Consider the following 26,464-nt stretch of genomic DNA (forward strand, 5'->3'; position numbering starts at 1 on the left):
TCTCATCTCTGCCAGTCCAACCTGCAAAAGGCAGTCAAAAACCACACCTCAGCCAAAATTGCAGCAAGAAAAACTCTGGCTGCCTTAAGTCCCATGGGGCCGGTTTTAAGGTACGTCCTGTAATAATACAGCTTACTTCTGTGCAGCAGCCTCTGCTTATCCACAAGCCTCCGGTAGCTTTTATCAATGCTGACGGAATGGGCGTGGATATAGCTCTCGTCTATGACCAGAAGAGTTTTTAACCCCAGTTCCTTTAGCTTCTGTCCCAGGGCCTTTTCCTCATAATACAGGAAAATATTCCGATCAAAAAACTCCCTTATCTCTCTGGGCGTCAGCACTCCCAGCCTAATCATAAAAAAAGAACCCGGCACTGCATCTACCAGGCGGCAATTTTCATCGCCCCCCCTCGCAAGCCGGCTAAAAGGCGTGTTCAGCAGTGGCTTCATCAGACGTCTTGTGATAAGGCCCGTATCCAGCAAATCCTTCCAGAGAGGCAGAAGCGTCCAGTAGGATAGCAGAGCCTCTCCCTTGGGGCTTTTCACTCTGGCGGAAGCCACAGCCCCCTTCTCCGTATGATCCAAGGCTTCTTTTAACCGGAGGATACACCGCTCTGTCACATGGATATCCGGGTTTGCAATGATACAATAATCTGCCTTCAGATTCTCACAGGCAAAATTAACGCCCTCCTGATTTCCCGCCCCATACCCTCCGTTAGACTGGGACCTCATAAGATAAAGCTTCGGCAGACCCTTTAGTGCTCCCAGCCTTTCCCAGGAGTCGTCCGTGGAGTGATTGTCGACGATCACGATGGAATCCAAAATCCGATACTCCCGGATCTTCTCCACCAGAGCCAAAGTTGTGGCCGCGTCATTATAGTTTAATATGATACAGCTGATTTTGTCCATGTTTTTTTCCAACATTGCTTTTCCAACTTTTACTATATGAATCTATTTTATGAATCTATTTCCTCAATGATTCCCTTCCCCTTGTCCTGCTGCCAGCGCCTTCTTGCGGCTGTCAATCAGCTTCATGCCCATGCGGCGGCTAACCCAAAGGCGGAAGGAGGGAAACAGCCAGGAAAGCTGGTTAAACAACCACCACAGCTGCATATAAAGCTCTTTTCCAGGCTGTGCCGGAGTTCCCCTCCAGGGAGTCTTATCCAAATAGTATTCATACAGCCGTCTGAAATGGTTATGGTTTCCCTTAATCCAAGGCCGTTCATCTCCCAGAAAATGAATAATCACTGGAGCTCTGCCTGCCATGCGATAGTCCTTCTCCCCCCCATCTCCATAGGCAGCGCACAGGGATACCAGGGTCGAGTAACGGAAATACCTGTAATTGGTAAAATAATTATATTTTACCGGCAATGACAAAATTCTTCCTCTCAACGTTCCATTGATGGTATCCTGATCACAGGCAAACAACCTTCCCCGGCAGCTTTTGTAGAAATTCAGCAGCTGCCTTAGCACATCTTCCCTTCTCCATCCCTCCAGATCCATGAGGAGGACGCCGGAGTTATAGTAAGGGTCGTCAGGTCCCATTCCAATGGAATCCTTCATCTCCTTATAAACCGTAGGCTCCATCACCATACCTGCCAAATTGTTCTCAAGCTCCGTTTCATACAGAGAGCGGACGCTTCCCCATACGATAGTATCACAGTCCAGATATAAAGCCCTTTTAACCCCGGCAGGCAGCGCCTCAGGCGCAAAAAGCCGGGCCATGGCGCTGATGTCAAAGCCTCTTGTATCGATGTCAAAGTCAAATCTCTCCTTCAAATCACCCAGCTCCAGGACATAGAACCGGCGGTTGTATTTCTCCGCAACACAGGCCAGTCGTTCCTGATAGTCCCGGCTCATTCCTACTGACAGCACATAAATATCCATCAACGGGATATTACCATTATTGTCCAGAAGGGAGCAGAGGGATGCAGCCAGGTGTCCGGCGTATCCGTCATTGGATGCATATATAATATTGGCAGTTTCTGTATTCCATTCCATATTATGCCACCTATTTCTTACATTCTAAGAACGTTCCTCAGTCATTTTCTTTACAATTTTACAATATAGCCGTTAAAAAGTAAATCACATCTGGAATTTTTCCAGCAAATATGGTAGAGTTAGGGCATATGTGGTATTGTATAAACACATCAATTCTAATATTTAGGAGGACTGTTTGAATGTGTAAGTTAATGAAACGTACTGTCGCCGCCCTTCTGGGCGGGCTTCTGGTTCTGGGACAGGCCGGAGTAAGTTTGGCTGCACAGGATGATTCTAATTATGGCCCCGCATTCGCCAATCAGGTATCTGAAACTTCCCCTGCCGGCGGACAAACGGAGGGAGAAAATAACGCCCCTCAAACTGGTGAAGCTGAGGCTTCCCTGTCTGTGGAGGATGAAGCGCAGGGAAACGCAGAAGCTGCCGCTGCTGAATCCTTTGCTGCTCAGGAGGCTGCACGTCAGGCCTCAGTGATCGCAAATACGCCTTATGTGCAGATTCAGGTTCTGCGCCCTGACACTACATGGACAGAGCCAGTTATCGGAGATACGCCGGTTGTGGCAGAGTCAGGCTTCCGTTCTCTCTGCATTTATTTAAACAACATTATTGGAGACATTCTCTACCGAACCTACACCAGCTCCCACGGCTGGAGCGATTGGGCTGTCAACGGCGGCCATACTACCGTATGGGAGGACGGCGCTTTGGTTGAGGCTATTCAGATTCGTTTTATGGGATTTGTAGGAAATACCTTCGATATCTACTACTGCACCACCTTAAATGACGGCACAGAGCTGAACTGGGCCAGGAACAGCAGCACTGCAGGAACGATGGGAACCGGAAAGTACCTAACAGGCTTGCGTATCTCTTTATGGGGCAAGGCAACTGAGGGCGCTTCCTATAATATGGAGAAGCCGGTTGAATCGGCGCTGCCAGATGGAATCCAAATTATCGACGGAGCCGCAGCATACAGCAGCGGAACCGGAGCGCCTTTTACAGGCTGGGGCTGGAATGACCGGGATCGGTACTACTTTGTAAACAATATGCCAGTGAAAGGATGGCAGTATATAGACGGCTATAAGTACTACTTTGATGAAGCTACCGGAAAGCTTCATACGGATCTGGAGCCGATTATGGGCAATAAAGGCCCCTTCCTTATCAGCATTAACAAAGAGATGAACTATTTAACCGTCTTTGCAAAGGACGGAGCCAACGGCTTTATTATCCCATATAAAATGTTCCTGATTTCCTCCGGTCCCGACACTCCCATTGGCACCTTTCAAACACCGGCCAAGTACCGCTGGCGTGAGATGATTCACGGAATTTATACCCAGTATGCTACCCGTATATACGGCAGCTTCCTGATACATTCCATTCTCTATGACAAGCCGGATCCCATGACTTTGGATCCATTGACCTACAACTATTTAGGCCAGGCGCAGTCTGCCGGATGCGTACGTCTCCTTTCCGGAGACGCGAAGTGGATATTTGATCACTGTCCTATCGGTACTACGGTAGAAATATACAATTCTCCAAAGCTTGGGTTATTTGACAGGCCTGCCATTGAGCAGCCGATTCCTCTGACCCAGACCTGGGACCCAACGGATCCATTGTTTGCACAGCAATAACGTTTATCCTGCGCCGGAGCCAAAATAACCTTTCCTCCCCAGGCAAAATAGGGGAGGAAGATGGCTACCGTTTGCCAGAAAAGTTTGTGTTCAAAAGTTATTTTCTCAATTCTACGCGCCCATAAACCCGTTTCTAACCTTATGATACAGCCAGGGCATCCGGTATTCAAACCAGAGCAGGAAGCGGGTTCTGGGTGTAAGCTCTCTGAAGTACCGCCTGTACCTCCTTGCGAATATCTCTTTAAATACCTTTGTATTCACCATGGTAAGATAATAGGTTCTCAGGCAGGCGCTCTCTGCCGCTTCCTTCAACCGTCCTTCGGTTGCCTGGTTAAACTGGTCGTAGGTCCGTTTCATCCGATCATAGTAGGCCCTCTGCTTTGCCTTGTAGTCTCCGGCCTTGCCTTCTGATGTCCAGGAACCCCTGACGCCTACCCTGTATACGCTCATAGGCTCATCCATATAATATCCCCATCCTTCTGCTGCAGCCATCAGCTGTATCGGAGTATCTCCCACTGGACAGTCCACATAATACTCCGGCAGGTTCTTCACCAAACGGGCCGGAAATGCCATGGAGGACATAGCGTAGCCGGAGGGCTTGTCCACGATCTCCTCAGGAGAAAGAAGCCGGTTTCCGTGGTAGGGGCGCATCTGCATATCTGCCAGTGCTTTTCCCACCAGCTCTATCCTTGCGCTGTGGATACAGAGGGTGCACTCCGGGTGAGCCTCCATGTAATTTACCTGCCTCTCAAGCTTGTGTGGGGACAGAAAGTAGTCGTCTCCGTCACACATAAAAATATATTTCCCTCTGGCTCTGGGAAAATTAAAGGCCCCGCTGATGTTATCAATCCCCTGGGAATACTGGTTCTCCTCCTGAATCAGAGGGAAAATCCGATCTGGAAACCGTTTGGCATACTCTCTTATAATATCGCTGGTACCATCTGTGGAGGCGTCGTCATGAACCAATATCTCAAACTGAAAATCCGTCTCCTGCATGAGAAAGCTGTCCAAAGCCTTTCTGATGTAGCCGGCGTGATTATAGGTGACACAGTTAATGCTTGCCATAATCTCCTGCTTTTCCACGTTTCCCATCACCTCCCTGTTACGTCCTGCTTCTGTCTGTTATCTTTGTTATATATTCCTCATACTTTCTCGCTATATACATGCCTGTTATATTGTCCGAGGGCTCTATATCCTCCCCTGTAAAGCAGCGCAGATGATTGATTACACAGTCATAGCCTGCCATGCAGGAAAACTCCACGCCGCCTGCAAACCTAGGATTACATTCCAGCATATGGTATACTCCGTCCGATCCCTCTATAAACTCAAAATTCACACAGCCTGTAACGCCAAGGGCGTCCGCTGCCTGTCTGCATACATCCTCCAGCCCTGGATTCCTAAACACCTCCACGGAGGTTCCCGCACCATTTAAGGTTCTGAGAAGCTCCCTGCGGCAGATCGCTGCGCAGTTCCTTCCATGCTTGTCGCGAACCACATCCACAGTCACCACCAGTCCTTCAATCTTAGGCTGGACAATATAATCCTTCACATCTGTGTGTGACAAAAACAGCTCTAACTGCTCCTGACTGCCAACACATTTTAATCCCTGGCTGCTCCTTCCGTTATAGGGCTTGCAAACAGCAGGATAGGACAATGCTTCTGGACTGCACTCGCTTAAGGAAAAGGTAGGTATGAGACAACCCGGCATTTTATCCTCCAGATACAGAAACAGCTTTCGTTTATCCCTGCACAGGCTTATGGCCTCCGGACCGGAAGCGCAGAGGATAACCTTCTGCTCTGCAAGAAGCTCCCTGCAGTCATTCCACACATCAAGCTCCACATCCAGCAGCACAATCAGAGCCTCCACCTGCTCCTTTTTACAGATAGAGAGCACCGCTTCCACATAACGCTCCTTGTCAGAGGCGCAGGGAACCTGATAGAAGGCATCCACATTTCCTGCGTCCGCCACCCATTCTCCAGGGTAAATATCACAGCCCGCAACCCGGATTCCCTGTGCCTTCAGCCTTTTAATTACAATATCGGCCGCAAATGAGCCAATAGCAGTAACAAGCACTGTCTTCATGATTCATTCTACTCCTTCCCTTCTTATCCTGTCTCTCACAAGAGCAAGCAGGAAACAAAACGGCTCCAGCTTCAACAGCCAGGAAACCAGAACATACACTGCAATCCCAAAGATGATCTGTATACCCAGCCACAGCCAGCCAAAAGCCCCGTACTGTCCCACAGCCCATACAGCCCCTGCCATCAGAGCGGAAGCAGCCATGGCAGGAATTATGTCCTTCCACTGCTCCAATATGCTGTAATTCAAAAGCTGCTTATTAGGCCAGGCATTAATAAAGGTGCACAAAAAATCTGCCCCGGCCTTTAAGGCAACCAGAACCAGGGCATGATAGCGGATGCCGATTATCAAAACCCCGATTCCCACCGCCTTTTTGAGAAGCTCCAGTTTTAAAAAGATTTCACTGTGTCCCATAGCGTTGAGCGCCTGTAGGTTGGCAATGTGTATAGGCCAAAAGGAGTAGGCAATGCACATCAGTTGAAGAAAGGGCACACAGGGAAGCCACTGTTCCCCCAACAAAAGCAGCACCATGGGCCGGGCCACAGCTATCATTCCTGCCATCATAGGAAGAATCAGGTAGGAACTGACCATAATAGCCCTCCTCAGCATCCCCTTCATTTTCTCCGGCTCATCCTGACTGGCTGAAAGAACCGGCAGCATCACCGACTGGATAGCTGACGCCAGATTATTTACCACCAGCCTCGGAAACTGCTCCCCCCGGTTGTAATTACCCAGCATCCCTTTGCTGTAAATCTTTCCGATGACCAGGCCGTAAATATTGTTATAGATCGTGTCCAGGAGGGAAGCGCACAAAAGCTTCCAGCCAAAGGCCAGCATAGCTTTTATGCGCAGCAGACTGAATAAAAGCCTTGGCTTCCAGCGTACAGTCAAAAACAAAATGCCCATGTAAAAGAAATAATAAGTAATCTGCTGCCATACCAAGGCCCACACGCCCCAACCTGTACAGGCCATAAAGATGCTGACTCCCCCGGATATTATGGATGCAAGAAAGGAGGAGATAAAAAGTCCCTTAAATTCCAGCTTTCGCGATACATACGCATTCTGTATAGAAATAACCCCGCCAGGAAAAAGTACTACTGCCAACAGGCGGATCATAGCTGCCATCTCAGGATTTGTGTAGAATGCCCCTATCCAGGGAGCCAGAAGGAACAGCACTACATAAAGCACAGAGGACACCCCCATGTTGAAGTAGAAAACAGAGGAAAAATCCCTGTCATCGGCTTCTTTTTTCTGTATCAAAGCAATGCTGAATCCATTTTGCACCAACACATTGGCTATGGCTACTAAGATAAGGATCACCCCTACTACTCCGTATTCCTCCGGTGACAGCAGCCGGGCCAATATAATGGAAACAAGAAACTGGATGCCCTGAGCTCCTCCGTTCTCCATCAGCTTCCAAAACAATCCTTTTATTACCTTTGAGGTTATCGCTCCGCCCTCCAAACGCCTTGCCTCCTTTCCTTCTGCTTCATTTCCTCTGCCCCGCCCCTGTCTCGTTCCCTCTGCCCCGCTTCTTCCTCCTCACTCCTTCTGTCCTGGCATAGAACTGCCCCATCCCCTCTTCCAACAGCTCCCGCCACGTTGCTTTAGGTATTTCTCACGTATACAGACAAAGCATTGGGGAACAGCCGGCAAATTCAGGCCCTTTAGTCTAACCCCTAGGGAAAGCAAACCGCCAGTATACGCAGAAGCCTCCCACAGACAGAGCTACACAGACATAAAAAGCATCTGCCCCAAGGTGCGTAACCATGTATTCTTTGTAAATCCGTATCTCAAAATCAAATACATCTTCCCCAGACGGCTCCCTTCGGGAAGCTGTGTAAATTTCTCCAGTATATTCCTTTCCCGCTCTCCCAGATTGTCCCCAAACAGCTTAAGGAAGCTCTCTGCCTGGGCGAACATTCTCCTGTAGTTCTCTCTGGCTGCGCTTGCATCCTTGATTCTGGCTTTCATGGATTGCAGATTATCTCCCCGTTCAGCCCCAAGAGCGTTGCTGTCATGCTGCCGGTAGAAGTAAAGAGCCTCGTCTATGAAATCAATTCTTCCAAAGGCTGCTGCTATCAGAGCCAGCCAGGCATCATGCATCAGGCAGGCTTCGGGCAGTCGCTCCAGAAAGGGCAGCATCCCCCGATTTATCATAACCGCCCCCCCTGTAACATTATTCTGAACCAGGAGCTGGGACAGCCTCGTCCGCTCCGGGGAAATCTTCTGATATTTAAAAAAGCTGGGAGCAATCACATAAAGGCACTCATCCACCACCATTAGGTCAGAGTGAACCAAAATAGGAAAGGGAAAGGTCTTCAGCTTCAGCGTTTCCCCTTCCAAAGCCTTCATTCGTTTCAATAGCCGTTCTCCTTTGTAAGTCAGCCACACATCATCCTGATCGCTGAGCATAAAATACTCTGACAGGGCCAGCTCCTTGAGAAAGCCTCTGCTCTTCCTTCCCAACTCCCTGTATTCCCGCAGATCCTTTTCAAGCTCCTCCTCCCGGCCAGGTCTGTGATCTGCCACCAGCTTTAAAAGCTTTAGAAAATGGGCTGCTGCACCGCCGGAGGCGCAGCTTCTGTAAAGTACCAGCACACGCTCCCTGTGAGTTTTCTGATAACGCTCAAGCACCTTGGGAGTGGCATCCCAAGAACAGTCGTCAGACACCAGAATCCGTATATCCCTCCGGGTCTGGGCCAAAATGGAATCCAACTGCTGATTGATGTATTTGCTTCCATTGTAGGAGGCGATTAACACAGTAATCATCTTTCATCTCTCCTAGCAGACTTAAGCGTAACCCCGTTCATCCAGGGAAGGTGTTTCTCTATCAGCCATACCATGCCCGCTTCAATTACCATCACAACAACAAACAATCCCATATCCCAGGGCGCCTTAAGAAGCAAGCCTGGATATCCGGCTTTCCCTGCAAGAAATTTAAGCAGTGCGATCACCGGAACCAGATGGGTACACATAATGGTGAGGGAATGTCTCCCGCAGTAGGTAAGGGCTGGAATCAATACACCTTTTAGCAAAAGCACATCCTTCCAGCTTCCTTGAAAGGCGTATGCCCTCTCCCAAAAGGCCAGGATGGAAGATGCGATAAATAAAGCGGTAAGAATCCACTGGACAGGATTAGCCATGGTAAGATAATTAAAATCACAGCCCGGAACGATCCAGGCAGCCAAAATTCCAGCCGCCGTCAGAGCCAGAGCCACCCCAAAGCTCACCCTCTGTCCCGAATAATTGACGAAGCGTTTCCAGCCCCGGCACGCAGCCACGCCGCCGGCTGCCAGAAGGAAACCTGCCATTGCCTTTATATAAACCATAACCGGCAGATGAACCACCCTCCAAAGTGTCGTATTCTCTCTGCGTGCATTGATATATAGGATAAGCAGCACACTTATGATACCGGCGGCTCCCGCCCCGGCAAGCATCGCCTTTCTACGCCCATAGACCTGATTTAGCAGCAATTCTGTTATAAAAATGCTGGGCAAAAACCACAACGTCTCCAGACCTACCAATGTCCCTGTATAATAGATATCCGAAAGCAGCACCAGCGCCGTATACTTCTCAGGCCACACCAGTATGGTTCTGCACAAAATAAGCAGAATACTGTAACACACATAGGGAACCCCCAGACTTGCAAGACGCCTCCTGCACATTTCTTTTGCTGATATGCCAGTAGGTTTCCCCTCATATTTAAGCTGGTATCTCCAGCCTGTATACACATAAAAAACAGCCAGCATAAAAAAAACGTACCAGTCTGAAATCGCTCCCAGATTGGTCTGTGCCAGGCAATGACTGGCTACCACGCCCAGTATCCCCATTCCCTTGGCCGCATCCAGATATGCTTCCCTGCCTCCCCTTCCTTCCATTTAGCCTGCTTCCTTCCATCTGTCAAAATTTATATGCAATCAAGAAACGCTTCCGCCAGGCCACAGGAACCTTAAGGCTCTGCTAATCGGCCGCCTCTACCGGCCAAGCGCCTCCTGAGCCATCTCCATGGCAGCCTCAATCACCTTGTCCATATCATAGTACTTATATTCTCCCAATCTGCCGCCGAATATTACATTGGCCTCCTTCCTGGCCAGCCCGGCATACTTCTGGTACAATGCCTGATTCTTCTCATCATTGACCGGATAATAAGGCTCCATACCCTCCTGCCAGGTCACCGGATACTCCCTCGTAACCACCGTAACCGGCTGATTTCCAAAAGCGAAGTGCTTATGCTCAATCGTCCTGGTATAAGGGGTCTCCCTGTCTGTATAGTTCACAACTGCCACTCCCTGGTGATTCTCTTCCTCATAGATATCCGACTCAAACCGCAGACTCCGGTACTCCAGTTTTCCAAACCGGTATCCAAAATAGGCGTCAATAGTTCCCGTGTAAACAACCGTCCCCCCCATACTGTCATAATGGGCCTTATGCTCCAGGTAATCCACTCCCAGCTCTACCTCACAGCCCCCAAACAGCTTTTCAATCATTACATTATATCCGTCCACAGGGATTCCCTGGTATGGATCATTAAAATAATTATTATCATAAAGGTAGCGAACCGGAATCCGTTTAATAATAAAGGCTGGGAGCTCCTTGCAGTCTCTTCCCCACTGCTTCTCTGTATATCCCTTGATCAGCTTCTCATACAGTTCCCTTCCAACCAGGCTTATGGCCTGCTCCTCCAAATTCCTGGGCTCCCCTGTTACCTCCGCCCTCTGACTGTCAATCACAGCCCTGGCCTCAGCCGGGGTGGAAATCCCCCAAAGTTTGCTGAAGGTGTTCATATTAAAAGGCAGGTTGTACATTTCTCCTTTATAATTTGCCACCGGACTGTTGGTATAGCGGTTAAATTCAGCCAAAGAATTTACAAAGTCCCACACCTTCTTGTTGCTGGTATGAAAAATATGAGCCCCGTATTTGTGTACCTTAATTCCTTTTATATCCTCACAATATACATTTCCTCCCAGGTGCTCTCTCTTTTCCACTACCAGGCAGGTTTTCCCGCTCCTTCCTGCATACCATGCAAAAACTCCTGCATAAAGCCCGCTCCCTACTAATATATAATCATATTTTCTCATAATCAGACATCTCCCTCCTGAATAGGTTTCGTTTCACAAACGTCCTGCTTCTATCCCTCCCATGATACAATATCACAAGCAGAACCAAACTACCACTTTACCGGAATCCCCAAAACCAACCATCTCAAACCAAAAAGCAGCAGAAGATGTACTGGATAAAACCAGTAAAACAGATACTTCATGCTCCGCCGTCCACGACTGCCGTTGTAAAAATATAGAGGAATGAAAGACAGCCCGGCAGCCCCCCAGGTAATGTACAGAGACTCTATGAAAGCCATAGCGCTGCCTCCTAAAAGCCTGGGCAGTCTTTTCTTCTTCAGAAGATAGTAAACTGACATAAGCATAATTCCATAATAGCTGTAGTCCGCCTTTAGAAACCAAGCCAGAATACAACCGCCACCTACGGACAGCCCTATATACACGCTTCTGCGTGAGTCAGAATAGGCCTCTGCCTTCTTAAGCCCCTGAAGGGTAAAAAGCCCGGCAACCATTTCAAAAAAGACATTCTGAGAACTCCATGATACTTGATTGCTGACAGCCAAGTCAAAGGGAAGCTCCGAGATCAGGGCAAAAACCACCATCCTCAGACAGTATTTTCTCCTGTCATGGGTGTGGATAAATCCTTCGGTCAGCAGGAAACAAAAGATGGGAAAGGCCAGCCTTCCCACTATCCTGCATCCAAGGTACAGCCTGTAAAGGCCCACACTCCACCCATAGCCCTCCAGAGGACCAAGGAACCTGATTTCCCCCCAGTAATCGCCTACATATAGGAGAATCACAGCTCCAATGTGATCAATGAACATAGACGCCAGGGCAATAAGCTTTAACGCAGTTCCATCCAGCCCCTTATATCTGCGGTTTCTTCCTTGATCCACGGCAAACCTTCCCCTCCTTACAGTTCTTCCATATCCCCCTTATTGTACCAGCAAATGCCTTATATGAAAAGAGGTTTCTCCCATCTTTCCAGACAGCCTCCGCAGCCTGCCTCTGTCAGTATCCTTCCAAAGCAAAAGGAATCTGCTCCGTCTCAGGCAGATTCCCGATCAACACCTTTTATTTCATTCAAGACAGGGCATGCCTTCCTTTTTCTACGGGCATTCCGAAACCTGCCCCAGAGCTTTAAGCAGGGAGTCCTTCTCCAAAGGCTTGTAAATAAATCCTTTTACACCGATTTTTCGCGCTTCGTCAATGGTACTGTCATAGAATAATGAAGAAACCATGAGGATTCTGGCAGCAGGCCATTTCTCGATCAAAAGCCTGGCCGCATCCAGGCCATCCATCCCCGGCATTACAATATCCATAGTAACCAAATCCGGTCTGCAGTTCTCATAAGCCTGAAGTACGCTTTCGCCATCCTGGCAATATTCCACGATTTCAAACTCCGTATCCTGAAGTAATTTTTTTATCTGGAGGTAGACAACCCGAGAATCATCTACTATCATTATCCGTTTCTTCAATCTTTTTCCTCCCGTCATTCATAGGCGCTCTGTAAGCAGTCGTCAAGCAGCAATAAAGAGGGTCAGGGCAATTTACAATATATCGGGTTACATTGATTTCATTCTCTCCATAGACAGCAGGAAGCCGCCTGCCCTCTGCAATGAGGGGAGGTGGAAAACGGGCTGACGCACCCGTCATGCGAAACATAGAGGATACAACATCTCCCAGGATAATATTCACGCACTCTCTCATGCACTCCCGAATATCATCCTCATCCGCCACAGGTTCTCCCAGCATCTCATCCGCCAATCTCCCCATTAGCTTACGCTCCATGCAAAATGCCAGCCAGGCATCATACTTCCCTGTCAACTCAGCGTATGCTGTGTGCCATTCCCTGCCGCAGTCCCCTGCCCCTTGTATCCGCTCCGGGCAAAAGCCGATGGCACGGCATAAGGCCCTTTCTGCTGCCTCATGAAATAATTGCCCTGTCCCATTCATTATACCTAACTTCCTTCTTGCCTCCACTTCATAACAAGCCTTCCATTTTCTGCTGCTACTCAAAAATGCCTGTCACCCCTTTTTTACATACAAACCAAGCAGGCCGTTTACACCCCCTTGCGCTCCTTTCCCTCTTTTCTATTACCTCAGCAGAAGTTCATCTTCGCTTACATGAATATCGCACATAGAAATCCTTTCGCTGATTGTGCGGCTGAACTCTCCCATACTGACACGCACCGTTGGATAGATAGTTCCGGCCCTGATTCTGCACTTAGACACATCCAAAGCCGTTTCCCCCAATTCCTCCAGCTGTTTCTTAAGACGGGATTCCTCTGATTCAAGATTGGAATGCCGGAGCCTGCCGCTTGCAATTTTATGAAGCTTTTCCGAACTTACCTCATCCATGCGATCCAGAAAACAGAGATTTTTCTCAACCCTTTCCCGCTCTCCCTCCAGCTCCTTTAGCGTCAACAGGATAGAATCCTTTTGCTGCTGCACATAGGGTCTCTCTCCCACAATCAGGGTTGTAATTCGCTCCGCCTGGCAGCCGATTACCTCTGCCTCAATGGAAACTGCAGCCACCAGCTTTCCGCCAATCACTGTCCCCCGGTTTGAACGTACAAAAATAGAGCGATCGCTGTACAAATAAGAAGAAAGAACGGCGCCGGCATGGATATCCTCACCTGCATACACCACACAGTTTTCAAAATACTTAGCAAACACACTGCCTCCAGCCTTGACGACCGTACTATCATTCCCCAGTATGCCTCTGGATACAACCACGTCCCGGCCTGCCTCCACAAAAGCACGTTCAACAACCCCTCCAACCGAAATCGTCCCCTCTGCCTTAACCGAAAAGCCCTCGCATATGCTTCCTGTAATATATACGTCTCCAAGAAAATCTATGTTTCCCACGTGGAAGTCCACATCACCCGATACTCTGATGACCGGTCTGATGCAAAATTTGCCTCCTTCGTATCTGAGCCTTCCGTCCACATCGGCCTTCAATTCCGTTCCGTCCTCATTCAGGGAGGTATTCTGACCCATGGGTATTCTGACCGTCTTTCCGGCCCTTTCCGGAATCACATTGCCCAGAACATCCCTCCCATCCTTTCCCTTTGTAGGTAAACACACCTTGCAGATTACATCTCCGGCATGGATGTTCTGTATATTGTTCTGTATGTGATAATCCAGGTTTCCATACTGATCGGTTCCGAACATCCGCTCTGGCTCCCGCTCATATTTTTCCTCCAGGCGTCCATCCTCACCAGGAACCATCGGCGTTCCGCAGGCAACCGGCACCAGTCTGAAAAAGGGCTGTTCCCTGACAATATAATCCAACTGTCCCTCCTGAATCCCTTCACAGACAGAAGCTCCTTTCAATGCCTCTTCCAGCTGGAAACGCTCCAGCTTCTTTCCCTCCCCGGCAGGCGGAAACGCAAAGGCCCAGGCCACCAGTCTGTTTTTCGCCACATATATGCACACATCGGCATCCACAGACGGCTCCTTTCCCGACACGTCAGGACGAGTCGTATGCCATCGGCTTCTGGCTTTCATCATCAGATGTACGATAGCACGGTATTTTTCGGCCTCTGCCTCTTCAGGCGTGAGAGGGAGCGCAAGCTGGTCTGTCTCCTCCAGAATCAGCTCAAATTCCGGTATCAGCCCATCTCCCTCTCCCTTCATGCCATTATCCTTACGGACAGCGTGGGTGCTTTCATACCACAATGAAAAAAGCAGACTGTTAGCAGGAACATTGACCGGCTTTCTCTCCGCAACAGAAGGCTCCTCCGGAACAGAAGAGGAGTCCTCAGAGGGTGGTTCCTCCCCTGCTGATTTTTTTAGTATAACCCTCTTTATTCGCTCCAACAAGGAGCCTCCCTCTGACACTTCCTTGCTGTTGTCCATTTACGCAACCTCCTCCCCTCCTTCAGCCCCTTGAACCCCCAGCTAATAAAACAGCCTGTTCACCGCACTGAAGATGCCTCTGATCGAAGCTCTGGTAATATTCGAGCTGATTCCCACTCCATAGGTAGCCTTTCCAGTCGTCTGATCTACCAAATGGATATAGGAGGCAGCCTGGGCTCCAGAACCAGATGACAAAGCATGCTCCGTGTAATCCAAAACCTTAATCTGGATACCCAGAGCCTCCTCCATACCTCTTTGCACTGCGTCAATCGGCCCGTTACCAACGCCCTCCACGTATTTCTCAACACCGTGATCCGTATAAACAAGCTTAACCAGTGTCGCAAACTCCCCGTCTCCTGTCTCCGTATCAGTGATACGGCACTTGCAAAAGTGCATCGGCTCCTTGCGATCCAGATAGTTCTTCTTGAACTCCTCCATAATCTGCTCAGGCGCCACCTCACCCTGCTGCTCGGAAATCCTCTGAATCACATCCGCAAATTCCTTGTGCATGCCCTTCGGGAGTTTAAAGCCATAGAAGGTATCCATCACAAAGGCCACTCCGCCCTTGCCGGACTGGCTGTTGATACGGACAACCGGCTCGTACTCCCTGCCGATGTCGCTGGGATCAATAGGAAGATAGGGCACCTCCCAGTATGGCCCCTTTCTCTCCCGAAGAGCCTGCATACCCTTGTTGATAGCATCCTGATGGGAACCGGAAAACGCGGTAAATACCAGCTTTCCCGCGTAAGGATGTCTGGGCGGAATATGCATCTTGGTGCACCGCTCATAAACCTCCGCAATTTCACGGACATTCTCAATATTAAGCTCAGGATTGATCCCTTGAGAAAACATATTATAGGCTACAGTCAGAATATCTACATTACCGGTACGCTCCCCATTGCCAAACAGCGTACCCTCCACCCGATCAGCCCCCGCAAGAAGCGCCAACTCTGTAGAAGCAATACCTTCACCTCTGTCATTATGAGGATGAACGCTTAAGATTATGCTCTCTCTGTTCTTGAAATGGCTGTGCATCCACTCAATCTGATCCGCATATACGTTGGGCGTGGTCATCTCAACTGTAGACGGGAGGTTAATAATGATGGGGTTCTCCTTAGTTGCGCCCCAGGTTTCCTGAACCGCGCTGCAAATATCAAGGGCAAATTCCAGCTCTGTTCCTGTAAAGCTCTCCGGTGAGTACTCCAGACGAATCCGGGTATCGCACTCAGCGCTATAACGCTGCACCAGCTTGGTCCCGATAATGGCAATATCCTTAATCTCCTCCCTATCCTTGTGGAATACCACATCCCGCTGCAGAGTGGAGGTGGAATTATAAATATGTACAATAGCCTTCTTGATTCCGGCTAATGCCTCGAAGGTCCTCTTAATCAAATGCTCACGGCACTGCACCAGCACCTGAACCTCTACGTCATCTGGTATCAGCTTCCGCTCCACTAATGTACGAAGGAAATCATACTCAATTTGGGAAGCGGCGGGAAAGCCCACCTCAATCTCCTTAAAGCCCAGCTTAACAAGAAGATTGAACATCTCCACCTTTTCCTCAACTACCATAGGCTCTACAAGCGCCTGGTTGCCGTCTCTCAGGTCTACGCTGCACCATACCGGCGCCTTTATGATTTCCTTGTCCGGCCATGTGCGCTCCGGAAAATTTACTACAGGGACTCTTTTATATCTTTGATAGTTTAACATGATACTTTCCTCCATTTCGTTCATATTGTCCAGGCCCGGACTGCTTCACAAAGCATCCCTTCCTGAATCCGCCATATCTGGCTGTCATAAGCTTGACTTTTCTTCATCTGCGTCTCTCAAGCCCTTACGGGCAGTCGCTCTATGACGCCATAGCGGCGAACAATGAAGCGTATGACACTTACTGATTCAGCCCCATTTACACCATTCCTTTACTCTGAATTTCGTTGACTGCCAGGCAGAGTATTCTGCACAGGCTGCAAAGCAGGCAGCCAGGCTGTGCGCCTGCCAACGCCATATCCGCTTATAGAATAAACACCCCAGCCCCGGAGGAAAACCGCCGGGACTAAGGTGTTTGCTTGCCTCAACGTTAATTAATTATAGCACACAGGGTCCTTTCTTACAAGAGAACAGATTGTATTCATTATTCCGAATGGTTATAGGCTCCATTCCTAAGTTTTATAAATGTCTCAAAACCAGTTACCGCCTTTTCCAAAAAACCACTCCCTCTTCCTGACGGATGCCCAGATGGCTTAAGTACAGGTAATTCTCCCTCCGAAAAAAGCGAAAATCTCAGATCAGACTAGACGCAGTGCCCCTGTCTTTTCATCACCTCTATTACCTGGGCCACATATTTCTCACAGGCGTCCATATCAGGTGCTTCCACCATAACACGGATTACCGGCTCTGTACCGGACTGGCGCAGAAGGATTCTTCCGTCGCTTCCAAGACTATCAGCCACCTTCGCCGCCTCTGCCTGGACTGCCGGATCGTTCTGAGCCTCCTTTTTATCCTTTACACGGACATTTTTTAGAACCTGAGGATAGATTTCCACCTCCGAGGCCAGCTTCGCCAGGGTTTCCTTCTTCTCCAGCACTACCTCCATTACCTTTAAGGAGGTAAGGATTCCGTCTCCTGTGGTAGCATGCTTGCTGAAAATAATATGACCGGACTGCTCGCCGCCCAGGCAGTTGCCTGTTGACGCCATATTTTCATACACATACTTATCTCCAACCGCCGTCTTTTCATAGGCAATCCCGTCCCTGTCAAACGCCTTATAAAGGCCGATATTGGACATAATGGTGGTGACTACCGTGTTGTTAAACAGGGTTCCCTGCTCCTTCATATATTTGCCGCAGATATACATAATCCGATCTCCGTCCACTACCTGACCGTTTCCATCCACTGCAATGCACCTGTCGGCATCGCCGTCATAGGCAAATCCCAGATCGCATTTCCTATCCAGAACAAATTTCTGAAGGTGCTCAATATGAGTGGAGCCGCAGTCTGTGTTGATGTTCAGTCCGTTGGGATCGTTGTTCATCACATGCGTTTCCGCTCCCAGAGCGTCAAATACATTCTTAGCAATGGCCGAGGCGCTGCCGTTGGAACAATCCAGGGCCACCTTCATATTTTTAAAGGAACGGGTCGCAATGGAAATCAGATAGCCAATGTAGCGGTTTCTGCCCGCCGCAAAATCCACCGTACGGCCGATTTTATCCTTCCTTGCCAAAGGAAGCTGGCCCAGCTCACCATCCAGATACCGCTCAATCTCCATAATAACGGACTCCTCCAGCTTCTCCCCCTTCTCATTAATAACCTTAATACCGTTATCATAATATGGGTTATGGCTGGCAGATATCATAATACCGCAGCTAAAGCCCTCAGTGCGCACCACGTAGGATACGCTGGGAGTTGTTGTTACGTGGAGCAGATAAACATCCGAGCCCGACGCCGTAAGACCTGCCACCAGTGAATACTCAAACATGTAACTGCTTCTTCTGGTATCCTTTCCGATTACGATTCTGCATCGCTCATCCGGCGTCTTCTGCCCATAATACCAGCCCAAAAACCGGCCTACCCTGTAGGCGTGCTCCACTGTTAAATCCACATTGGCCTCCCCGCGGAAGCCGTCTGTTCCAAAATATTTTCCCATTTCCTGTTTCCTCCCTGCACTGTTGTTTATAAAGCGCCCGTTTCCCTCAATACGGCCAGATAGCTGCCTAAAGCCTCTTGCCATGGGCGCAGCTTCCTAAAGCCATTTTCAGCCAGCTTATCCTTGCTCATTCTGCTGTTGCCTGGGCGCTTTGCCCTTGATCCAAATTTCTCAGAGCTTACGGGACTTACCTTTACATTGCTCATGCCTGCCTGCCGGAATATCTCCTTTGCAAATTCATACCAGCTGCATTCTCCCTCGTTGGTGGCATGATAACGGCCGTATTTCTCCGTCTGAATCATATCCACCAGAAGCCGGGCCAGATCATAGGTATAGGTAGGAGAGCCTACCTGATCGTTTACTACAGAAAGTTCTTCCTTCTCTCTGCCAATACGCAGCATGGTCTTGATAAAATTCCCGCCCCCCAGGCCAAACACCCAGGCAATACGGACGATAAAATACTTCTGCAGATTCTGCTCTACACTGATTTCACCCTCATACTTTGTCAGACCGTAAACATTAATGGGCTCTCTGGGATCATCCGGCTCCCATGGCCGTTCACCGCCGCCGTTAAATACATAGTCCGTACTAATGTACATCATTTTTATGTCCATCTCTCTGCAAACCTTAACGATATTCCGGGTTCCCTCAGCATTAACTTTCCGGCACAGCTCCACATTATCTTCAGCGGCATCTACTGCAGTATATGCCGCACAATGGATAACTGCGTCTGGATCTGCCTCCGTAATTACCTCTTTACAGGCCTTACTGTCGGTAATATCCATCTCATCTATGTCCACCCCAATTCCCTTTAGCCCCCGGTTTTTAAGCTCATTCATCACATCCTGTCCCAGCTGCCCTTTGGCGCCGGTTACTAATACTTTCATTCATCAACCTTCCTTTCTTAACAATCGCCGGCCCCGGCTAAATCAATATTTTTCCAGCCAGGCCCCTCTTTATTGAGAATTGGCCCCAATTCAGTCAGCGCAGCCTGCCGCGCCTCCTTTATCGGGGCCAACTCTCCCTCAAACCTGAGGCACACCTACGGCAGGACGATCTGTTAAGACGCCCTCCGGCAAAGCACACACCTGTCAGGTTACAGACGGCTTGCGTACATCTTATCAAAGTAATTGCTGTATTCGCCGCTTAATATATTTTTCCACCAGTCCTGATGATCCAGATACCACTGGATGGTCTGGGCTATTCCCGTGTCAAAATGATACCGGGGCTTCCATCCCAGCTCTGTCTCTATCTTGGTAGGGTCAATGGCATAGCGCATGTCATGTCCCGGACGATCTGTTACAAAGCGGATTAGGCTTTCAGGCTTATCCAGAGCTTTCAGTATGGTCTTAACCACCTCCAAATTGGTGCGCTCATTATGTCCGCCGATATTATAAACCTCACCCTCACGTCCATTGTGAATAATCAGGTCAATGGCCTGACAGTGATCTGCTACATGAAGCCAGTCCCGCACATTTTCACCCTTGCCGTATACAGGAAGCTCTTCATCTGCCAGGGCACGGCTGATAATCAGAGGGATCAGCTTTTCCGGGAAATGATAGGGCCCGTAGTTATTAGAGCAGCGTGATACAGTAACAGGCAGCCCATAGGTTCTGTGATATGCCAGTACAAACAGGTCCGCGCTGGCTTTGGAGGATGAATAGGGGCTGGATGTGTGAAGGGGCGTCTCCTCTGTAAAGAAGAGATCTGGACGGTCAAGAGGCAGATCGCCGTATACCTCATCCGTAGATACCTGATGGTAGCGTTTGATGCCATAGCTGCGGCATGCGTCCAAAAGGGTAGTGGTTCCCATTACATTGGTTCTCACAAAGCATTCCGGATCTGCGATGGAACGATCCACATGGCTTTCCGCTGCAAAGTTTACAACCATGTCCGGCTTTTCCTTCTCAAACAAATTAAATATAAAGCCTCTGTCTGCAATATCGCCCTTTATAAACTTGTAGTTCGGCTTTTCCTCCACTGGCTTTAAATTTTCAAGATTTCCGGCATAGGTCAATAAATCCAGGTTGATAACCTGGTAATCCGGGTACTTATTTACCATATGCTGTACAAAATTACTTCCAATAAAGCCGGCCCCGCCGGTGATGATCATCTTCATTGTGCAATTCCTTTCTCCCGCTGTTTTAATTATAAAGCTTGTCAACGTATTTTCCGTCCAGAACGTCCTTTAAATACTTTCCGTACTGATTCTTTTTCAGAATCTCATAGGTTTCAATCACCTGCTCTCTGGTAATCCAGCCTCTCAGATATCCAATTTCCTCCAGGCAGGCAATCTTACGATGCTGGTGGGTCTCCACTGTCTTTACAAAGTTAGTGGCCTCTACCAGAGACTCATGGGTTCCAGTATCCAGCCAGGTAAAGCCCTGTCCCAAAAGAATTACGTCCAGCTCGCCATTCTCCAGATAGATCCGGTTCAAATCTGTAATCTCCAGCTCCCCTCTGGCAGAAGGCTTCAGCTTTTTAGCATACTCTACCACACGGTTATCGTAAAAATACAGGCCAGTCACGCAGTAATTGGACTTCGGCTTCTGAGGCTTCTCCTCAATGGAAACGGCTTTTCCCTCCTTATCAAATTCCACAATACCGAACCTCTCCGGGTCCTCCACATAGTATCCGAAGACAGTCGCCCCCTTCTCCTTGGAAGCAGCAGCCTTCAGACGCTTGGTAAGCCCCTGGCCATGGAAAATATTATCCCCAAGAACCATAGCCACAGCATCATCACCGATAAAGTTCCCGCCGATGATGAAGGCTTGAGCAAGCCCGTCAGGGCTTGGCTGTACCGCATAGCGCAAATTAATTCCGAACTGGTGTCCATCCCCCAAAAGAGCTTCAAATCTTGGCGTGTCATCTGGTGTAGAGATAATCAGAATATCTCGGATTCCCGCATTCATCAGAACTGACAGAGGATAGTATATCATTGGCTTATCATAAATTGGAAGCAGCTGCTTCGATGTTACCTTAGTCAGAGGATACAGGCGCGTCCCGCTTCCTCCGGCAAGTATAATCCCTTTCATTTTTTCCTCCTTGCATCAAAAGGCCTTATTATCTTTGTCCAATATACCATACTATCCCTAGTTTTTCAAATAAACAGGAAAATATTTCGTTATTATTCAAGAACTTTTAATATAATTGCTGGTTTTCAGGGAGCTTGCCTTCTGGCACACTGCGTATAATTAACTCCCTCATGGTTCTCCATATTCCGTCCGCCTGTGCTCTGTTTTTTAAGCCAGTCAGGAACTATCCCCTTTTTCAGCCAAATGACATACGGCTAACCTTTCCCCTCTAAAAGAAAAGGAAGAGCCGCAGTGTGAAATCACATTCTGCGGCCCTCCCATGCACTTCTATATTCTAATTCTTAAATGTAAGGCTCCCTGCACTTCTCATCTCCCGTAATATCCGTTTCAGAGATCTTCGATAAACTTTAAGTCAATTTTTCTGTCCTGGCATTTCAGCTTCAGAATTCGTTTCCAGATGGCAGAATATACATACTCTGTATTTACTGATGAATCCTTCCGCCAAAGAAAGGCAGGCTCCTGCAAATGTCAGATGCCTGCCTTTCCGGCTGCCGCAGCCATATAGGCTCCCGCCTCTCTGGCTTTGATCAGCCTTTGACTGCTCCCATGGTAATTCCCTGGGTAAAATACCTCTGAAAGCAGAGGAATACAATAATGATAGGGACAGCGGCTAAAGCCGCACCCGCCATAATCAGACCGTAGTCGTTGGACATTTCGTTTAGCTTACTGGCAATACCCAAAGCAATGGTTTTTGACTCGTTCTGAGTCAGCATAACCAGCTGCAGCGGATATTCATTCCAGGAATTGATAAAGGTAAAGATAGCCAGCGCACCAAATCCCGGTCTGATAATCGGAAACGCCACGTTTATAAAGGTTGTCAGCTCTCCCGCGCCGTCTATGCGGGCAGCCTCCAAAAGAGAAACCGGAATATTTTCTGAGAACTGCTTCATCATAAATACTCCAAAAGGCCAGCCTACCACCGGAAAAATCACGGCAAACATGGAACCCCACACAGAATTAATCAGGCCCAGGGTAGACATCTCTGACATCAAAGGGATCAGGATAACCTGCTTGGGAAGAGCCATGGCACATACGAAAAGGCTGAAAATTACTCCCTTACCCCAAAAGCGCTTCTTTGCCAGAGCATAACCTGCCAGAGACGAGGTTATACAGGTAAGTATCATCGCCACTATGGAGATAAATACGCTGTTAAAAAGCCACCGTATGGCCATGGGCATAGCGAGACCAAAAAGCTCCGTCTTGCTCTTGAACAGCCTGATAAAGTTATCCCAGGAAATAGTCGTGGGAATCCATTTAACCATCTCGCCTGATTTTATGATAATATCACTCTTTTCCTTCACAGAACCTGTTACGATCCAGTAGAGTGGAAAAAGGAAAAAAAGGGCCAGCAACGCGAGAATAATAAAGGTAATTACATAATAAGGAGATCTTGCTTTCTTTTTATCTGACATATATTCTACCCTCCTATTCTGTCGTTCCGCCGTTCATTACCTTAAACTGCAAGGCGCTGAACAGCGCAATCACAATAGCCAGAACGACGCCCATGGCATCAGCATAGCCAAACTCCTTGGTTGTCTTGAAGGCAGTATCATACAACAAATACATCACTGTGCTGGTGCTGTAATTCGGTCCGCCGGAAGTCAGCAGCTGGATAAGAGCAAAGCACTGGAAGCTGTTAATTGTAGTGATAACAGCTACATACAGGGTTGTAGGCATAATGGAAGGCCATTTGATACGCCAGAAAACCTGGAAATCATTTGCTCCGTCCACTTTAGCGGCCTCCTCTAGGGAAGCGTCCACATTGCCCAAGGCAGCTACGTAAAGAACAATAGGCTGTCCGATGGAGGTAGTGAACAGAATAAGAATAATACACCAGAGAGCCATAGACTCGCCGGAAGTCCAGGGAAGAGGCTGACCTCCCAGGCTTTTGATTATGTAGTTGAACAGACCGTCATACTTGTCAAACATCCATTTCCATACCACAACAACGGCCACTGAACCTGTAACAACCGGCAAATAAAAGACGCACCGGAAGAAGGAACGGATGCCTGAACGCATTTTGTAGATAGAAGAGCCCACCCACAGAGAAAAGGCAGTAACAGCAGGCACTGCCACTACCACAATAATCACAGTATTAATAGCTGATTTCAAGAAAATCTTATCCTTAAACAGGCGGACATAATTGGCTACCCCAATAAAATTCCCCTTGGGATTTTTAAAGCTGGCATCGGTAAAGCTGGTTATAATGCCCATCGCCATCGGTGTAATTACAAATCCCACAAAGAAAAATAAGGCTGGAAGCAGGAACAAATAAGCAACCATTGTCTCCCTGCGCTGAAGCACCGTGCTGCGTGCCGGCGCTTTCTTTTTTCCAGGCATACTGATCTTTTGCTTAGAAAGGGTTGTGTTTTCCATGTATTTTACTTCCTCTCTGTAGATTCGTTCAGAAAAACCCACTCTGAACACAAACTCCCTTCCCCCGCACCCAGCAGAGGAAGGGAGCAATCATTGTATTTCTCTCGTATTTCTTCTCTTAATTGCTGTTAGCTGAAGCATTGAACTCGTCAGCGGCTGCCTGTGGGTCAGTACCGTTAAATACCTGCTGCAGCATGTTAAACCACAGAGGACGCATAGCAGCAAAGCCGGCGCGTGTGTTGTAGTAAGGACCATAATACTGACTCCAGGAAGCCAGCATTGCCTTGTGCTCATCTCCAGGATACAGATCGCCAAATGAGGTACGAACCGGGAATGCATTAGTCTTAACTACGCTCTTTGGTCCCCATTCAGGATCATCGCAGATAAACTTTACAAATTCCTTTGCTGCATTGGCACGCTCCTCCGATTTATTATCGAACACGCAGAAGCCGTTAACCAAATATTCCAGAGAAGGGGTTCCGTCCTCTGAGGGGAAGGGCACCGCAATCTGTGTATAATCCTCAGACGCATAGGTAAGCTCCGCAGATGTACCGTAGCAGAATGTCATAGCGCAAGTCTCCTGCTGGAATTTCTGAAGCTCATCAGCAGCCGCCATATCAAAGCCAGCGTCAAGAGACTTGTTGTCATACATTTCCTTTAAGAGCTTCAGGGCCTTTACACCGTTAGCGTCGATATTCCACTTTCCATCCTCACCTACGATAGATGAGCTGTACAGGTTATTCACAAGAGCGCGTGTACCCTGATCACCACCCTGGCCGCCGCAGTATACAATGCCGGGAACCTGAGTGGGAGCCGCATCCCTAAGAGCCTCGCACATTTTAACAAAATTCTCCGTAGTCCAGGTGCGATCGCCTTCCAAGTTTACATACTGAAGAGCGTTTGCCGCCTCCAGAGCTTCCTTGTTCAGACCCATATAAAACGGGGCAGAGGAAATCGGATACATCCAGGCTGTACCGTCTGCTCCTACACAGGTCTCCACCAGAGACTGGCTGGTAAGATCGCTCTTAAGCTCATCCAGCATATCATCCAGTGGAACCAGATAACCAGCCTCGCCAAACTCAATGATACGGCCTGGAGCATCAAACAGAATGTCAGGCGCTGTGCCGGAGGTGATAGCTGCTGTCAGCTTGTCAGGTCCAGAGGTAAAGTCTATGTATTCAACCTTAACCTTAATATCGGGATGTGCGGCGTTAAACGCGTCCACAACCTCCTGCTCATAACCGGTATCCACACCGAAGGTAGGAAACGCCCACCAGGTAATCTCTGTTACCCCTCCTGCGGCTACAGAGCTGTCAGCTGCAGCTGTGGTATCGCCAGCCGAAGAAGCTGCGGTAGTATCCGCAGCAGACGAGGCCTGCTGATTGCCGCCGCAGCCAGTAAGAGCCCCAGCTGCTAATGCCGCTGCTAAACCAAGAGATAATATTCTTTTCATAAGTTCTCCTCCTTAATAGTATTTGATAGCCTCATTATATATAGAAAAAATAATCTTGTCAATAATTAGCAAAAAAAAATATTTTTTTCTTTTTGTCTTAAGCATTTTTTCTTTGCTAGTACAATTTTTCCAAAACGGAAGCTGCTGTCTTTTCGTTATTTTCACTACAAACCTCATAGCAGCGTCTGTAATACTCGGAATACATTAAATCGATTAAAAACAGCTGGCTGATTTCCGCCGAAGTAGAGCCGCCCTGCAGCGGCCCTTCATTGGCCCCGCACAAAAGCACTAAATCAGAATAAGAGGTCAAGGGTGACTTTACAAATCTGGTTATGCAAATAATCTTCGCCCCTGCCTTTTTCGCCAGCTCCGCCACATGGATGGTATCCTTCGTAGCGCCGGAATAGGAAAAGAGAACTGCCACGTCCTCCTTCTTCATCATGGAAGCTACCATTGCCTGCATATGGGAATCCTGCATGCAGTATACCTTAGGTTCTACCCGCAAAAATTTATTGGTAGCCTTTAACGCCGTCAAAAGACTGGCTCCCACTCCAAAAAAGCAAATCCTCTCTGCCTGACGGAGATATTCGATCGCCTTTAAGAACGTCTTCTCATCCAACAAAGAGTACGTCTCCGTAAGGGCGTTTACGTTGATATTTAATACCTTACGTGAAAGCTCAGCAAAGGAATCCTCCAGATTAACATTTCCCCCAAGCCTTCCCATATCGCTGCCTTCACCATCATTCAGACTTAAAGACAGCATCATTTTAAATTCCTGATATCCCTTCATGTTCATAGTTTTGCAGAAGCGGAACACGCTGGTGTCTCCCACCTCGCATGCCTCTGCCAGATCTGTAATTGACATAAATACTACGTCCTTCGAACGTCGCAGAATGTAATCTGCCACTTTCTTTTCCGCTTTTGTAAACTGATTATATGCTGCTCTTATATTTGCCAAGATGTCTCCCTGCATAATATCTCCTGTCCTATGAACCAAATGATCCTTGCTTTCCTTGTAGGCTCCTACGCAGCGAAGTAAAAGGGCAAAGAAACGCTTCTATGTCTCTTCGCCCATGTCCTGCATGTATGGAGTCTATCCTTAATAGTTACTGAATAGAATAGTGGCCATAAACCTTTTTGTTATCTCCATCGGTCTGGATATGGCTCTCCCTTATTACGGCGGCCGTATTGACTCTGATCCCCAATGCTCCTCCCATTGATTCTCGTTTTTATCTTTTCCAACTATATCATTAGTAAAAAAAAAATTCAACAAT

22 protein-coding genes are annotated in these 26,464 nt (G+C 48.3%); 1 reads left to right on the top strand and 21 read right to left on the bottom strand.

What is annotated here, in order from left to right; translation table 11 throughout:
• Window positions 1-2: 2 nt before the first annotated feature.
• Both FYJ39_RS04500 and FYJ39_RS04505 read right to left on the bottom strand, forming a co-directional pair.
• Window positions 3-905: a glycosyltransferase family 2 protein gene (locus tag FYJ39_RS04500; protein WP_154471260.1), complete on the bottom strand. Its 903-nt coding sequence runs from the start codon at window positions 903-905 to the stop codon at window positions 3-5.
• 63 nt (window positions 906-968) lie between these two features.
• A complete protein-coding gene (locus FYJ39_RS04505) occupies window positions 969-1,997 on the bottom strand; it encodes a glycosyltransferase family 8 protein (RefSeq protein ID WP_154471261.1) in 1,029 nt (342 codons plus the stop codon).
• A 179-nt stretch (window positions 1,998-2,176) separates the two neighbouring features.
• Here FYJ39_RS04505 and FYJ39_RS04510 point away from each other — a divergent pair, with 179 nt between their 5' ends.
• A complete protein-coding gene (locus tag FYJ39_RS04510) occupies window positions 2,177-3,619 on the top strand; it encodes a L,D-transpeptidase (protein ID WP_154471262.1) in 1,443 nt (480 codons plus the stop codon).
• A 111-nt stretch (window positions 3,620-3,730) separates the two neighbouring features.
• Here the strand turns inward: FYJ39_RS04510 and FYJ39_RS04515 are convergent, their stop codons facing one another.
• The 19 genes from FYJ39_RS04515 to FYJ39_RS04605 form a co-directional block, all read right to left on the bottom strand.
• Entirely contained in the window at window positions 3,731-4,711 is a 981-nt protein-coding gene (locus tag FYJ39_RS04515) for a glycosyltransferase (RefSeq protein ID WP_154471263.1), read from the bottom strand.
• A 10-nt stretch (window positions 4,712-4,721) separates the two neighbouring features.
• Window positions 4,722-5,702, bottom strand: a complete 981-nt coding sequence (locus FYJ39_RS04520; RefSeq protein WP_154471264.1) for an ATP-grasp domain-containing protein — start codon at window positions 5,700-5,702, stop codon at window positions 4,722-4,724.
• A gap of 3 nt (window positions 5,703-5,705) precedes the next feature.
• Window positions 5,706-7,163 carry a lipopolysaccharide biosynthesis protein gene (locus tag FYJ39_RS04525; RefSeq protein ID WP_268890648.1) on the bottom strand — a complete coding sequence of 486 codons (1,458 nt, stop codon included), beginning with the start codon at window positions 7,161-7,163 and terminating at the stop codon, window positions 5,706-5,708.
• Between the two features lie 264 nt (window positions 7,164-7,427).
• Window positions 7,428-8,471 carry a glycosyltransferase family 2 protein gene (locus tag FYJ39_RS04530; protein ID WP_154471265.1) on the bottom strand — a complete coding sequence of 348 codons (1,044 nt, stop codon included), beginning with the start codon at window positions 8,469-8,471 and terminating at the stop codon, window positions 7,428-7,430.
• Window positions 8,468-9,580, bottom strand: coding sequence for an acyltransferase family protein (locus tag FYJ39_RS04535; protein ID WP_154471266.1), 1,113 nt, complete (start codon window positions 9,578-9,580; stop codon window positions 8,468-8,470). Before FYJ39_RS04535 ends, FYJ39_RS04530 begins: the two co-directional genes overlap by 4 nt.
• Window positions 9,581-9,676: 96 nt before the next feature.
• Window positions 9,677-10,780 carry a UDP-galactopyranose mutase gene (gene glf / locus FYJ39_RS04540; protein ID WP_154471267.1) on the bottom strand — a complete coding sequence of 368 codons (1,104 nt, stop codon included), beginning with the start codon at window positions 10,778-10,780 and terminating at the stop codon, window positions 9,677-9,679.
• Between the two features lie 89 nt (window positions 10,781-10,869).
• Window positions 10,870-11,655, bottom strand: a complete 786-nt coding sequence (locus tag FYJ39_RS04545; protein ID WP_287847328.1) for a TraX family protein — start codon at window positions 11,653-11,655, stop codon at window positions 10,870-10,872.
• A 213-nt stretch (window positions 11,656-11,868) separates the two neighbouring features.
• On the bottom strand, window positions 11,869-12,237 hold the full coding sequence (locus tag FYJ39_RS04550) for a response regulator (protein WP_154471268.1): 369 nt from the start codon (window positions 12,235-12,237) through the stop codon (window positions 11,869-11,871).
• Window positions 12,209-12,715, bottom strand: a complete 507-nt coding sequence (locus tag FYJ39_RS04555) for a chemotaxis protein CheX (RefSeq protein WP_154471269.1) — start codon at window positions 12,713-12,715, stop codon at window positions 12,209-12,211. The genes FYJ39_RS04550 and FYJ39_RS04555 overlap by 29 nt, the downstream gene beginning before the upstream one ends.
• A 141-nt stretch (window positions 12,716-12,856) precedes the next feature.
• On the bottom strand, window positions 12,857-14,623 hold the full coding sequence (locus FYJ39_RS04560; RefSeq protein ID WP_154471270.1) for a DUF342 domain-containing protein: 1,767 nt from the start codon (window positions 14,621-14,623) through the stop codon (window positions 12,857-12,859).
• 42 nt (window positions 14,624-14,665) lie between these two features.
• Window positions 14,666-16,333 (bottom strand): 2-isopropylmalate synthase, encoded by a 1,668-nt coding sequence (gene leuA / locus FYJ39_RS04565; protein ID WP_154471271.1) that lies wholly within the window; start codon window positions 16,331-16,333, stop codon window positions 14,666-14,668.
• Window positions 16,334-16,913: 580 nt separating this feature from the next.
• Entirely contained in the window at window positions 16,914-18,266 is a 1,353-nt protein-coding gene (gene glmM / locus FYJ39_RS04570) for a phosphoglucosamine mutase (protein ID WP_154471272.1), read from the bottom strand.
• A 26-nt stretch (window positions 18,267-18,292) separates the two neighbouring features.
• Entirely contained in the window at window positions 18,293-19,153 is an 861-nt protein-coding gene (rfbD, locus tag FYJ39_RS04575) for a dTDP-4-dehydrorhamnose reductase (RefSeq protein WP_154471273.1), read from the bottom strand.
• A 209-nt stretch (window positions 19,154-19,362) separates the two neighbouring features.
• On the bottom strand, window positions 19,363-20,385 hold the full coding sequence (gene rfbB / locus FYJ39_RS04580) for a dTDP-glucose 4,6-dehydratase (protein WP_154471274.1): 1,023 nt from the start codon (window positions 20,383-20,385) through the stop codon (window positions 19,363-19,365).
• Between the two features lie 25 nt (window positions 20,386-20,410).
• Window positions 20,411-21,301 carry a glucose-1-phosphate thymidylyltransferase RfbA gene (rfbA, locus tag FYJ39_RS04585; protein ID WP_154471275.1) on the bottom strand — a complete coding sequence of 297 codons (891 nt, stop codon included), beginning with the start codon at window positions 21,299-21,301 and terminating at the stop codon, window positions 20,411-20,413.
• A 587-nt stretch (window positions 21,302-21,888) separates the two neighbouring features.
• Window positions 21,889-22,773, bottom strand: a complete 885-nt coding sequence (locus FYJ39_RS04590; protein ID WP_154471276.1) for a carbohydrate ABC transporter permease — start codon at window positions 22,771-22,773, stop codon at window positions 21,889-21,891.
• A 13-nt stretch (window positions 22,774-22,786) separates the two neighbouring features.
• On the bottom strand, window positions 22,787-23,737 hold the full coding sequence (locus tag FYJ39_RS04595; protein ID WP_154471277.1) for a carbohydrate ABC transporter permease: 951 nt from the start codon (window positions 23,735-23,737) through the stop codon (window positions 22,787-22,789).
• Between the two features lie 118 nt (window positions 23,738-23,855).
• A complete protein-coding gene (locus tag FYJ39_RS04600; RefSeq protein ID WP_154471278.1) occupies window positions 23,856-25,190 on the bottom strand; it encodes an ABC transporter substrate-binding protein in 1,335 nt (444 codons plus the stop codon).
• Between the two features lie 115 nt (window positions 25,191-25,305).
• Entirely contained in the window at window positions 25,306-26,163 is an 858-nt protein-coding gene (locus tag FYJ39_RS04605) for a MurR/RpiR family transcriptional regulator (RefSeq protein ID WP_154471279.1), read from the bottom strand.
• Window positions 26,164-26,464 lie beyond the last annotated feature (301 nt).

The organism is Clostridium porci (genome assembly GCF_009696375.1).
Taxonomy (GTDB): Bacteria; Bacillota; Clostridia; order Lachnospirales; family Lachnospiraceae; genus Enterocloster; species Enterocloster porci.